12 protein-coding genes and 1 pseudogene are annotated in these 12,070 nt (G+C 43.3%); 3 read left to right on the top strand and 10 right to left on the bottom strand.

Translation table 11 applies throughout. The annotated features are described in order from the left end of the window. Positions 1–426: pseudogene (locus tag IM456_RS08700) on the bottom strand (PEP-CTERM sorting domain-containing protein); the annotation flags it as partial. Between the two features lie 417 nt (positions 427–843). On the opposite strand from IM456_RS08700, the gene IM456_RS08695 reads away from it, so the two are divergent. Continuing rightward, complete coding sequence (locus IM456_RS08695) at positions 844–3,015, top strand: glutamine synthetase III family protein (protein ID WP_149986780.1); 2,172 nt, start codon at positions 844–846, stop codon at positions 3,013–3,015. Positions 3,016–3,128: 113 nt separating this feature from the next. Next, complete coding sequence (locus IM456_RS08690; protein WP_149986781.1) at positions 3,129–4,598, top strand: carotenoid oxygenase family protein; 1,470 nt, start codon at positions 3,129–3,131, stop codon at positions 4,596–4,598. A gap of 44 nt (positions 4,599–4,642) precedes the next feature. Here IM456_RS08690 and IM456_RS08685 read toward each other — a convergent pair whose 3' ends face one another. The 6 genes from IM456_RS08685 to grxC form a co-directional block, all read right to left on the bottom strand. Beyond that, the gene (locus IM456_RS08685) at positions 4,643–5,518 is read right to left on the bottom strand and encodes a Tab2/Atab2 family RNA-binding protein (RefSeq protein ID WP_149986782.1); all 876 of its coding nucleotides are present in this window, start codon (positions 5,516–5,518) and stop codon (positions 4,643–4,645) included. 248 nt (positions 5,519–5,766) lie between these two features. Further along, a complete protein-coding gene (locus tag IM456_RS08680) occupies positions 5,767–6,786 on the bottom strand; it encodes a glycosyltransferase (RefSeq protein ID WP_149986783.1) in 1,020 nt (339 codons plus the stop codon). Between the two features lie 104 nt (positions 6,787–6,890). Continuing rightward, a complete protein-coding gene (locus IM456_RS08675; RefSeq protein WP_149986784.1) occupies positions 6,891–7,214 on the bottom strand; it encodes a DUF3593 domain-containing protein in 324 nt (107 codons plus the stop codon). After that, on the bottom strand, positions 7,207–7,518 hold the full coding sequence (locus IM456_RS08670) for a DUF2499 domain-containing protein (RefSeq protein ID WP_149986785.1): 312 nt from the start codon (positions 7,516–7,518) through the stop codon (positions 7,207–7,209). The genes IM456_RS08675 and IM456_RS08670 overlap by 8 nt, the downstream gene beginning before the upstream one ends. A gap of 141 nt (positions 7,519–7,659) precedes the next feature. Then, positions 7,660–8,634, bottom strand: a complete 975-nt coding sequence (gene gshB / locus IM456_RS08665) for a glutathione synthase (RefSeq protein WP_149986786.1) — start codon at positions 8,632–8,634, stop codon at positions 7,660–7,662. 15 nt (positions 8,635–8,649) lie between these two features. Further along, entirely contained in the window at positions 8,650–8,910 is a 261-nt protein-coding gene (gene grxC, locus IM456_RS08660) for a glutaredoxin 3 (protein ID WP_002734665.1), read from the bottom strand. A gap of 471 nt (positions 8,911–9,381) precedes the next feature. On the opposite strand from grxC, the gene IM456_RS08655 reads away from it, so the two are divergent. Continuing rightward, on the top strand, positions 9,382–9,822 hold the full coding sequence (locus tag IM456_RS08655) for a hypothetical protein (protein ID WP_002753281.1): 441 nt from the start codon (positions 9,382–9,384) through the stop codon (positions 9,820–9,822). On the opposite strand, the gene IM456_RS08650 is transcribed toward IM456_RS08655, so the two are convergent. From IM456_RS08650 to IM456_RS08640, 3 genes are all read right to left on the bottom strand, one after another. Further along, complete coding sequence (locus IM456_RS08650) at positions 9,819–10,106, bottom strand: YggT family protein (RefSeq protein ID WP_061430502.1); 288 nt, start codon at positions 10,104–10,106, stop codon at positions 9,819–9,821. The genes IM456_RS08655 and IM456_RS08650 overlap by 4 nt on opposite strands. Before the next feature lie 613 nt (positions 10,107–10,719). After that, a complete protein-coding gene (locus tag IM456_RS08645) occupies positions 10,720–11,139 on the bottom strand; it encodes a type II toxin-antitoxin system VapC family toxin (protein WP_172970511.1) in 420 nt (139 codons plus the stop codon). After that, positions 11,130–11,381, bottom strand: coding sequence for a hypothetical protein (locus tag IM456_RS08640; RefSeq protein ID WP_149986788.1), 252 nt, complete (start codon positions 11,379–11,381; stop codon positions 11,130–11,132). Before IM456_RS08640 ends, IM456_RS08645 begins: the two co-directional genes overlap by 10 nt. Between the last annotated feature and the right edge of the window lie 689 nt (positions 11,382–12,070).

Here is a 12,070-nt window from a genome sequence, read left to right as displayed (position 1 = left end):
GGAGAGAATTAGTGTGAAATCCTTGATTCCGCGATCAGTAGCTGTGGTATTAAAAGCGTTGTAATTCCACAAAGCCAAGGTATCTAAGAACACAGAACTGCCAAAATCAAAATCAAGATTGACATCAGCAGGAGTCGTCCCGCTTTCTAAACGTACTCCCCAGAAATTAGCTCCATTGCTACCTCCGACGTGCTGTTGCTGCAAAGCGTTTCCAGGTCCAGTCAACCCATTGCCGTTGGCAGTGTTGACTAAGGCTCCAACGGTGAGAGTAGCAGTGCCTGCATTAAGCGTTAAGGTTGGAGTCGGATTGTAGATGATCGGCAGCGCTTGGACGGGGAGGATAGTCAGTCCAGCGATCGCGCTAACTGTGCCAGCGAAGACAACACCAGCCAGAGAGAGAGATTTGAAGTTAGTTGTAAAATTCATGGGCAATTTTGGGCAAATTCCACCAGCATCTTACTCCCCCCCCCGATTTTGTCAAATATCGCTTTTTTATCGATTGCATAGATGTATAGAGTTTTATCTCCAGAAAACGGGTTTCTCAAAGAAACCCGTTTTCTCAGTGCGATCGCTTGTGGAAGATCGGGTTTGGGATATTTGTAATCTTTGATACAAAGCTCTGGATTATCTGTTCTTAAGATGAAAGCTGGTGTTGCTAATTGATCGGAAAAGAGGCCGGCGTAAGCAGATAAAAACCGCAGAGAAGCTTGTGCCGTGGGATCAAAATTATTAAGCGGAGAATAGCCTCTGACCAGAATTCAACATCAAAATCAGTAGGAAACTTGTCATCGCCTAAGTAAAGTAACCCTTCATCCACGACACAACAAAATAGGAAAAATACTTATGAGTTATGGAACCCGTGTTCAAGCTATCTCTCAAGTAACGGATCGTAAACCCCTACCTAGCAAACTTCCTCAGCGTTTAGAGGCCCTCTGGGCAACCGATGTCTTTACCCTGAGCAAAATGCAGGCCAGTCTTCCCAAAGATGTATTCAAATCGGTCAAAAACACGATTTTAACTGGGGGAAAATTAGACGTTTCCATCGCCAGTGCGGTGGCGGCTGCGATGAAGGATTGGGCCACGTCCAAAGGGGCGCTGTACTATGCTCACGTCTTCTATCCGATGACCAACGCCACCGCCGAAAAACACGATGGTTTTATCTCCGTGCAGAGCGACGGTTCGGTGATCACAGAATTTACGGGCAAAGTCTTAGTACAGGGAGAACCGGACGGGTCTTCCTTTCCTAACGGCGGACTTCGCTCCACCTTTGAAGCGCGGGGTTACACCGCTTGGGATGTCACCAGTCCCGCCTACGTCATGGAGACGGATAATGGTGTCACCCTGTGTATCCCCACGGTTTTCATCTCTTGGACAGGAGAAGCCCTCGACAAAAAAACGCCGCTTTTACGCTCGATTTCATCGATGAGTAAAGCCGCCACCAGGGTGCTTAAACTATTAGGACATACGGAAGTCGCCCCCGTTAACTCCAGCTGCGGTGCTGAACAGGAATATTTCCTAGTCGATGCTCATTTTGCCCATAGTCGTCCCGATTTACTGCTCACCGGTCGCACCCTATTTGGTAAACCCGCCGCCAAGGGTCAACAGTTCGACGATCATTATTTTGGTGCGATTCCCGAACGGGTTCAGGTGTTTATGCAGGAAGTGGAGGAAAGAATGTATCGCCTCGGCATTCCAGCCAAAACCCGCCATAATGAAGTCGCCCCCGGACAGTTCGAGATTGCCCCCTTTTTCGAGGCGGCTAACGTGGCCAGTGACCATCAGCAGTTAATTATGACTTTGCTGAAAAGTACGGCTAAAAAACACGGTTTTGTTTGCCTACTGCACGAAAAACCCTTTGCGGGAATTAATGGTTCGGGAAAACACGTTAACTGGTCCGTCGGCAACGCCACCCAGGGCAATTTGTTGGATCCGGGCGATACTCCCCACGCTAATATGCAGTTTTTGTTATTCTGTGGGGCGGTAATTCGTGGTGTTCACAAGTACGGGCCGCTTTTACGCGCAGTGGTGGCTACCGCCAGCAATGATCACCGTTTGGGGGCAAATGAGGCCCCCCCCGCCATTATTTCGGTATATTTGGGCAGTCAGTTAGAAAAGGTATTCGACCAAATTAGCCAAGGACAAATTGAGGGTTCTGATGCCCCGGGGTTGATGGATCTCGGTGTCGATACCCTGCCGGTATTCCCCAAGGATCCTGGCGATCGCAATCGTACCTCTCCTTTTGCTTTTACGGGCAATCGCTTTGAATTCCGCGCCGTGGGTTCTAATCAGTCAGTTTCCGGGCCGCTGGTGGCGATGAACACGATTCTAGCGGATTCCCTGACTTGGGTGGCGGATAACTTAGAAAGCCGGATGAAAGCCGGGGAAGACCTCAATACTGCCGCCCAGGGTGTTCTCAAGGAGATCATGGACAAACACAGAAATGTGATCTTCGGAGGTAACGGATATTCCCCGGAATGGCACAAAATGGCGGTAGAAGAGCGCGGTTTGGCTAATCTCCGCACCACCGCCGATGCTTTACCCGTGCTGAAAGCCGATTATATCGAAGAACTGTTTGCCCGCATGGGTGTGCTTACCCCCGTTGAACTGGAAAGTCGTTTCGATGTCTATGCGGAACAGTATTTACTGGCCATCGAGGTGGAGGCGAAACTGGTGGTAAGTATGGCTAAAACGATTATTTATCCCGCTGCTGTTCGCTACTTGTCGGAATTGTCTTTGGCGATCGCTAATGCGGCGGCGATCGGCATCGAGATGGATAAGGAAATGGCCCAAACCGTCTCGAATTTAATTAAATTACTGATGGATGGCGTTAGCAAACTGAGTGAGGCCATGGCTAAAGACGATTTTGACTCGATCGAGGAACATATGCAGCATTCCGCTCAAACGATCCGTCCCTTGATGGATAAGGTGCGCGAATATGCTGACACACTGGAAGGGGAAGTGGCCGACAATTTCTGGCCGCTGCCTACCTATCAAGAAATGTTGTTTGTTAAATAACATGACGGCAAGGAGGGGGTGAATAGCTGGAAAAATGATTCGCCCCCCCCTTCTTTTTAGCTCTGGTAGTTTTAAGTTATGTTAAGAAAAGTAAATACAAACGTAAAACTACCATGGTATTAACTCCGACAATTGGCGAAAAATCCTATAATCGTCAGGATTGGCAAAAAGGCTATCAATCCCAACCTAACGAGTACGATTACGAGGTAGAAGACATCGAGGGGCAAATTCCCCCCGATTTACAGGGTACAGTCTTTAAAAACGGCCCCGGTTTACTCGATATCGCTGGCACTGCGATCGCTCATCCCTTCGATGGGGATGGTATGATCAGCGCGATTAGCTTCAATCATGGGCGCGTACATTATCGTAATCGTTTTGTTAAAACCGAGGGTTATCTCCGGGAACAGAAAGCGGGAAAACCCCTTTATCGCGGTGTTTTCGGCACGAAAAAACCGGGGGGAATTTTCGGCAATGCTTTTGATTTGCGTCTGAAAAATATTGCTAATACTAATGTTATCTACTGGGGTGATAAATTACTGGCACTTTGGGAAGCGGCCGAACCCCATCGCCTCGATGCTAAAACCCTTGATACTATTGGTTTAGACTATCTCGATGGTATCTTGGAAAAAGGCGATTCTTTTGCCGCTCATCCTCGCATCGATCCCGCTTGTATCTTCGATAATCATCAACCTTGTCTGGTAAATTTTGCCATTAAAACGGGTTTGTCGAGTGCCATTACTCTCTACGAAATTAGTCCCACGGGTAAGTTATTACGTCGTCATACCCACAGCATACCGGGCTTTTGTTTTATCCACGATTTTGTTATTACTCCCCACTACGCTATCTTTTTCCAAAACCCGGTTGGTTATAATCCTTTTCCCTTTCTTTTTGGGTTAAAAGGTGCGGGAGAATGCGTCATCAATCAACCGGACAAGTTAACTAAGATTATTATTATCCCCCGGGATCCTAACAAAAGAGAAGTGAAAGTTTTAGAAACTCCATCAGGTTTTGTCTTCCATCATAGCAATGCTTTTGAACAAGGGGAGAAAATTTATATTGATTCTATTTGTTATCAATCCTTACCACAACTGGATTCAAATAGCAATTTTCAATCGGTAGATTTTGATAGTTTAGCTCCCGGACATCTGTGGCGATTTACACTAAATTTATCAGAAAATACCGTTACAAGAGAATGTATTCTAGAGCATTGTTGTGAGTTTCCCAGCATTAATCCTGCAAAAGTTGGTCGAGATTACCGTTATTTATACATCGCTGCCGCTCATCATGCCACTGGTAATGCTCCTTTGCAAGCAATCTTAAAACTGGATTTATTAACAGGAGAAAAACAATTACATTCTTTTGCCCCCCGGGGATTCGCAGGTGAGCCAATTTTTGTGCCTAAACCCGATGGAATCGCTGACGATGATGGTTGGTTATTGGTAGTCACTTACGATGCGGCCAATCATCGATCGAATGTGGTAATCTTAGATGCTAAAGATATCACTAATTCCCTAGCGGTTATCCATCTTAAACATCATATTCCCTACGGGTTACACGGTAGTTGGACCCGACAATGTTTTTAAGTTAATTGTCTAGGGGTGGATTGAAAACCCACCTTTACTAAACTTTACTCTTGAGAGCCTTCTTGTAGTAGCCAAAAACCAGCGAAGGATTCCGATTCAGGGTTAGATTGAATGGCTAAAAAATGCAGATTATTCGCTTTTTGTTTAGCTTCTTCAAAGTTTTTGGCTTCCTTTAAAGTCTCGGCATTAGTGACGTTGACGAGAATCCAGCTATCACTAGCACCCGTTTCTAAACGTAGCACGGGACGGGAACCAGTTTCTAACTTTAAATAGGCCATTTCTAACCCTGACATCCAACCAGCTAATGGTAAAGCGCGCGGAGAAAAAATAACTAAACCGGGGATTTTTAGATTCTCATCTAATCCCATTCCTAGTATAGGCAAATTTTCTCCGAAGCTAATATCCCAATCTTTTAAATCATTAAAAGAAGACAATTCTAGCGTAACAAAAGCCCATTTATCTGCCTTATCTCCCCGGACAGCATCGGGAAGGGGAACAGCATTTAAAGGAGGATAATTCACGGAAGCGGTTTTAGTTAAATTTTGATCATAACCAACTTCTTGGGGGTAGAAATTAACCATTCTTTCTTCTATCCATCTAGTTAAAGCATGAGTGCGACGACTAGGGGAAGCGGGAATACCGATATCCTCGCAAGCTTTGCTAATCATGTTATTCATCTGACGACGGAAAAAGCGAATTTTTTTGGGAGTTACTCCTGCTTCCTTGATAGCTGCAGTAACTGCCTCTCCTAACCATTGGGAATTAACCATCGTATTAGGACAATAACTGGCATATTTAAATATTGTATCGGAGGAGCGATCGATTGTTGCCGGAGTTTCACAGATTAATAATTCCCATCTTTTTTTATTATTTTCATCCACCACCGGCCGCGAATAAAAATCAAGTTCCCAAATAGTCATATTTTTTTCAGTTATCAGTTATCAGTTATCAGTTATCAGATTTGAGTTTTAAGTAGGTGGGTGGAATTAAATATAAGATGAACGTAGGTTGGGTTGAAGCATGAAACCCAACACCCGCTCATGTTACGCTACCGCTAACCCATCCTACAAATAATTGTGCCTCCCTACTTTAAGTGTGCAGTATGTATTAAGTGGGCAGTATTAAATAGCAGCTTCCTACTGTCTTTTCACTGATTACTGCTCACTGTTTACTGCTCACTGAAAAATCCCCTATTCCCGACAACAGTACGAACGCGGTAGATGGGACGTTTTTGGGATTCATGGTAAGTTCGCATCAAAATTTCTGCCAAAAGACCAAAACAGAGTAATTGTACCCCGGTTAAAAAGAATAACACAGCCAGGATTAACAAAGGTCGATCGCCGATGTCTTGTCCGAAACCGAGTTTGAGAATAGTCAGATAAGTGCCTAAAATAATCCCCACTACCATCGATAACAGTCCGTAGAGTCCAAAAATGTGCATCGGACGGGTGAGGAACTTTTTCATAAAAAAGACAGTAAATAAGTCCATAATCACGCGAATTGTGCGACCTAAACCATATTTACTCTGTCCGAACCGTCTAGCGTGGTGATTAACGGGAATTTCGGTTATTTTTGCCCCTTCAATAAAAGCCAATGCGGGTAAAAAGCGATGTAATTCCCCGTAGAGATTCATATCGGCAACTAATTCGGCTCGATAGGCTTTCAAAGAACAACCGTAGTCGTGTAATTTGACCCCTGTTACCTTTGCTATTAGCCAATTAGCTATTTTTGAGGGTAAAAGCCGTTTTACCCGGTCATCTTGGCGATTTTTGCGCCAGCCACTCACGAGGTCATAACCTTCCTCTAATTTGGCCAATAATAGGGGTATATCATTGGGATCGTTCTGTAAATCGCCGTCGAGGGTAACGATTATCTGTCCCGTGGCATAATTAAATCCGGCAGCCATGGCGGGGGTTTGTCCGTAGTTGCGTCGCAATATTACCGCCTTGAGATCATCGCGATTTTTGGCTAAATTAGTTAAAACCTCGGTGGAACCGTCCTTAGAACCGTCGTCAACACAGATTATCTCGTAGTTAATTTGATAAGAACGCAAAATCGTGGCGATACTCTCGACGAGATGGGGAATACTGTCCACTTCGTTATAAATGGGAACCACTACCGATAAAGTCTGGATAGCAGCCTGCGGGTTTGGTTCGTTGACACTGATGGACGGTGTAATCGGAGACATATTTGACTGACGCGGGGACGTTTTGGGGCGATTGTATCACAATTCAGTGATCAGTTATCAGTGATCAGTTATCAGTTATCAGATGTGAGTTGTCAGTTCACTGATTACTGTTTACTGCTCCCTGTTCCCTGTTCCCCTTTCTCTGTTTCCTTTTTCGCTAAAATTGCCTGACGAAAACCTAAGACGACGAGAATATTGGAGAGGGTGAGGAAAAATTCGGCGCTGCCGTGTAACCAATCGACGTTGGCTAATTCTTTACCATAGTGGATTTTGGCGTAGATACCGGCAGGAATGGTGATAAAAACGAAGATTAACAGCACATAAAAGCCAATTAAGGCTAAACGGGGCATTTTTCCTGAACGAGTGACAAACCAAAGAAACCCCAGATAGGGAAACAGGGAAATGGCAAATAAACTCTCTTTATTCATTGTTAACGCTAATTTTACTGGAACGCCACAGCCACCAACCAGCAGCACAGAGGGTAAAATTTCCTAAGACAGTCATGGCTGCCTGTAGGGTGACTAACCAGGATAAGGCACTGATATTATCAAAAAAATGCCATGTACAGGCACACATTGCCCCAATTAAAGCGGGTAACATTCCCCAAGATAACATTCGCCACGATCGATCGCTACTGATGTCGCTATAGGTCCAGACTAACCAGATTGCCGCTATCCATTCTACGACACTCGATACATGAACTATCCACGTCGGTATTGATAAAACATTCATTATTTTCTATAGGAGACAGTTATCAGTTATCAGTTATCAGTTATCAGATTTGAGTTTTAAGTGAGCAGTATTAAATAGAAGTTGCCTACTGTCTTTTCACTGATTACTGTTCACTGAAAATACTCCCCATTTCCCTAATCCCTAATCCCTGCTGCCCAAATGATTTTCTAGCCATTTAATTACCTGTTGACCTAAGCTAACATTGTTTAATCGATCGATCTCGCGAATGCCAGTGGGACTGGTGACATTAACTTCGGTGAGGTAGCCACCAATCACATCTAATCCGACAAAATATAGGCCATCTTCTCGTAATTTTGGGGCTAAAGTGGCACAGATTTCTAATTCTCGATCTGTGATTTCTGTTTTTGCCACCCGTCCACCCACCGCCATATTACCGCGAAATTCCGAACCAGTGGGAATGCGATTAACTGCCCCGATGGGTTCACCATTGAGGACAATAATGCGTTTATCTCCTTCTTTGGCAGCTGGTAAATAATCTTGAATCATTACCGGTTCTTGTCCCCATTTTGTGCTAATTTCAATCATTGAATTGAGATTGCGATCTTCGGGACTAAGAAATAAAATTCCCTCCCCTGCTTTGCCCCCCAAAGGTTTCATAACTGCCGCCCCTTTTTGGTTGACAAATTCCCTAATTGTCGCTTTATCTTGGGAAACAATTGTGGCGGGCATTACCTGAGCAAAGTGAATAGTATATAACTTTTCGTTGGCATGGCGTAAACCCCTAGTTGAGTTAATTACTTGGGTTTTTTGGGGGTCGATCAGGTCTAATAAATAGGTGGCATAAAGATAGGCAATCGTCACGGGTGGGTCTTTTCGCATCCAGACAAAATCGAAGTTTTCTAGGCAGGTAAAAACTGTCTCTTGTCTTTGATACCATTGAGATACAGCCACCCAATGATTATCTTTTAACTCCACGGGAACCAGTTCAATTTTAGTTAGTTTTGCCCAAGCTTTTCCCGCAATCGCACTGAGATCCGTGATGGAAGTCATCCAGACTTCATGGCCTAATAATTGGGACGCTTCCATGATAGCTACACTGGTATCATGGCCCGGATCTAAATACTCGATCGGATCGATAATAAAGGCTAGTTTCATTAATAGTTTTTATCCTTAATTCTGCAACAGGGGAGCTAAACCACCACTTCTATCTAAAGCATAGATGTCATCGCAGCCCCCGATGTGTTGATCGTTTATAAAAATTTGTGGTACACTTGTACGACCATTGGCTCGATCGGACATTTTGGCTCGCGCTTGTTCATCACCATCGATACAATATTCGGTAAACTCCACCCCTTTTTTCTTGAGTAATGCTTTAGCGCGGATACAGAAAGGACAGGAACTCCAAGTATAGATCTCAACATTAGCGGCCATAAAATTTATCTCCCTTCTTTACATATCTTAAATTTTAGCCGATAACCGAGCAGTGATCTTCCTTCAGGTCAGAAAACGCCAATTAGGGCGATTCCACTGATATATTGCTTGTATTTCCCATTCTTCACCGTTTTGAAAGCGAATACGGCAACTAACAGGGCGAGAATCATCTTCACTTTCATTTACGGCGTTGTCAGATCAGAATAGGTAAAGATGCAATGCAATCCTTGCTATCAAAGTAATTTCAGTTCCGGTGCTGATTCGGAGCATCTTTCAATTTGACAACGCCTATTGTAGGGCTAATTCATGAATTAGCCCTACACCTATTACCTCACAGGTAAACCCGTCGCAACTATCGGGAGCGTCTGTGGGAATCCATTCCCATGAGAGTCCTAAAAAAGCTGATTTCAAAGGGTGACGATCCACGATAATCTAAGTATTGGGGAAATCATACCGTAAAATCACTCATCTATGACACCACGCTCGCTCACCGTTTTGCTCCTTTCTGTTCTTTTCTGGCTGTCTAGCTTGCTTATCATCCCTACTGCTCAAGCTTTGACCCCAATTCAACTATTAGATGTATCTTATAAAGACTGTCCCCCCGAATTAGCCGAGGGGAGTGTCACCAGTGGGGGAACCAGTTTTCCGGCTAATTGTTTTTTAATCACCGGCAAAGCTAAAAATAATTCCGGAAAAACCGTCTATGATGCCGATGTTTTTGGTCGGATTTACGATGCTAACGGGGAACCAGCTTTACAAAATCGTAGCCGAGTCGGGGCAATTCCAGAAGTGCCGCCGGGGATTAGTGATTTCGAGATCAGAATTTCTGTTTCTACCAATCAACCAACCCCCTTGCGACTGGAAAAATTCAAAGCTTCCGGTTTTACCAGTAGTGTGGATCCGCGGATTTAGAAACTGCTGCTGACCAGACTGCTGGCCCCTGTGGCTACGACACTCTGAACAACGTTGAGCAGCAGGAAAGCGAGAATCGGGGAAAAGTCCATCCCGCCTAGGGGTGGGATAATCGAGCGAAAGAGGTTTAAATAGGGATCGGTAATCGGACTGAGAAAAGACATAATCTGATAGGCCCAACCGGCATTTTGGAACCAAGTCAGTAAAACCCTAACAATTAGGATTACCGAGTAAATTTGCAGGAAATTGTTGATTATAGTCAAAATAAACCCTATATCGCTCATAAATAAATCTTTCCTCAAGAAGGCGTGATGGTTAGTTTAGCTTTGATCTTACCAAAAAAATAGTCTTTAGTTACTCTCGCCGCCCTATCTTGGTGGTTTTAACTAGCTATCGGCATTCCTCCCAGTTGACGGACACCGGGTAAGAAAACTGGATAACAATACCAATTATTGTCAAGGATAAGCGGACTCTTAAACAAGAATTATCCCTCTTCTGTCAGACTTGGAAATCATACTAAATCCGTTGAGTATAGGCTACATATCAGGACAGGCAATAGGCACTCTTGCAATAGGCAAAAGGGGCAATAAATAATCAGTTTTTAATAACCAGATTTAGTAAGCTAAACGGCGCTTAACCTGCATGATCCAACAGCTATAACCCTTTTGGAGTCTATATCGGTGATCCGAAGTAAAAGCCGTTTAGCTTATCACTTCCAGACCTCGAATGCTGAAAGCCTTTCATCGCAAGGATTTTGCCCCATTTAGCTAGTAGAAAGTGCGAAATTTAATTTTTACTGAGAAATAATGACAGAATTCCTGTTGGGCAAGGGTGACAGGATTTAAGATTTAAAATCGATTGCTAGACTAACAGGGGAGAGATAAATAAGTGTTTATTTTAAGGCAGAATATCAAAATTTTGACAATGCTCAGGTCTAAATAATCTGAAATCTCGCTGATCTAATGTTAATACAAGAGTAATTTTGAGCCTTTCAGCGATCGCCATAACACTTGCATCAACAAAATCAATACGACTATCTTTGTATTCCTCTAAAATTTCCGACACTCGAATTACATCAGTTTCACTTAGAGAAATTAAAAGAAACCGACTAGCAGATAATCCTTTTAAAAAAGCAGAGACAGTCGCAATACCAGCACTACGACCAACTAAATAAGCAACTTCTGCCAAAACTGTTTGGGGCAACAGTATCCGTTCATACTTTTGATAAATCTCTAAGACATTTCTGTGTTTTCCATCTGATTGATTTAGCAAAGCGACCACGAAACCAGTATCACTTATTGCTATTTTTATTTCCATGTCCAGCCTGATTCTTCTTGGATTTCTTGATGTAAAATCTCCTCGGATTGAGTTGCTAAATCTGGAGAACTTTTAAATAAACCTATTAAGGGATCAGATTCATTTTTATCTTGATTATTTTGAGGAGTTTTGGCAAGTATCAAAACTTCAACCACCTCACCCACATTTAATTCAGGGGTGGCAATTTCAATCTTATTACCGGGTAAAACCTGAGTGCTTATATGTAAAGTATCTCGTGTCATTTTTTTAACAAATAAATAACGGAAAGGATTTGACTTCTAAGCTAAACGGCTTTTACTTCGGATCACCGATATAGACTCCAAAAGGGTTATAGCTATTGGATCATGCAGGTTAAGCGCCGTTTAGCTTAGTATAACCCGCCATTATGACAACAATAACGGCCAAATTCCCATGGCTGACTCCGATGACAAGGCTGTAGTCATCTCCCTACCCTAACTGATCAGAAAATAACTTGATTATCTGGCTAACTTGACAAAAGTTGCTCAAAATATAGCCTTAGCAACATAAATCGGCTTATCCCTAGGTAAATCCTTGCAGGAGTGCCATTATACCAGATATTTTCTCTCTGCATGGTTGATTTAATAAGCTCTGCTGATGAATGAAAAAAAAAAAAAAATAAACGGGACTTATAATTATTCGCCTCTACAATCTAAGCATTATCCCTAACCAGTGCTAAATTTTCTGACATCCAAGCTTGATTAATGGTTTTGCTGTCTCTAGAGACAGTTTTCTCCACTATTCGCTTACTTATCAACTTTATCTAACTCGAACTAAGTTTCGGGTGGATTCCCTATTGACTCTGTACTATCTTTTTCACACGAGGTATATCATGGCTATCATCTACGTTAAATCCGGTTCTACTGGTAATGGTTCCGCTTGGAATAATGCTTATGGCAGTTTAGTAAGTGCG

Source organism: Microcystis sp. M079S1 (assembly GCF_020246425.1).
Lineage (GTDB): Bacteria > Cyanobacteriota > Cyanobacteriia > Cyanobacteriales > Microcystaceae > Microcystis > Microcystis aeruginosa.
Note: the sequence above shows the minus strand (reverse complement) of the source record. Positions and strands in the feature narration are given on the sequence as shown.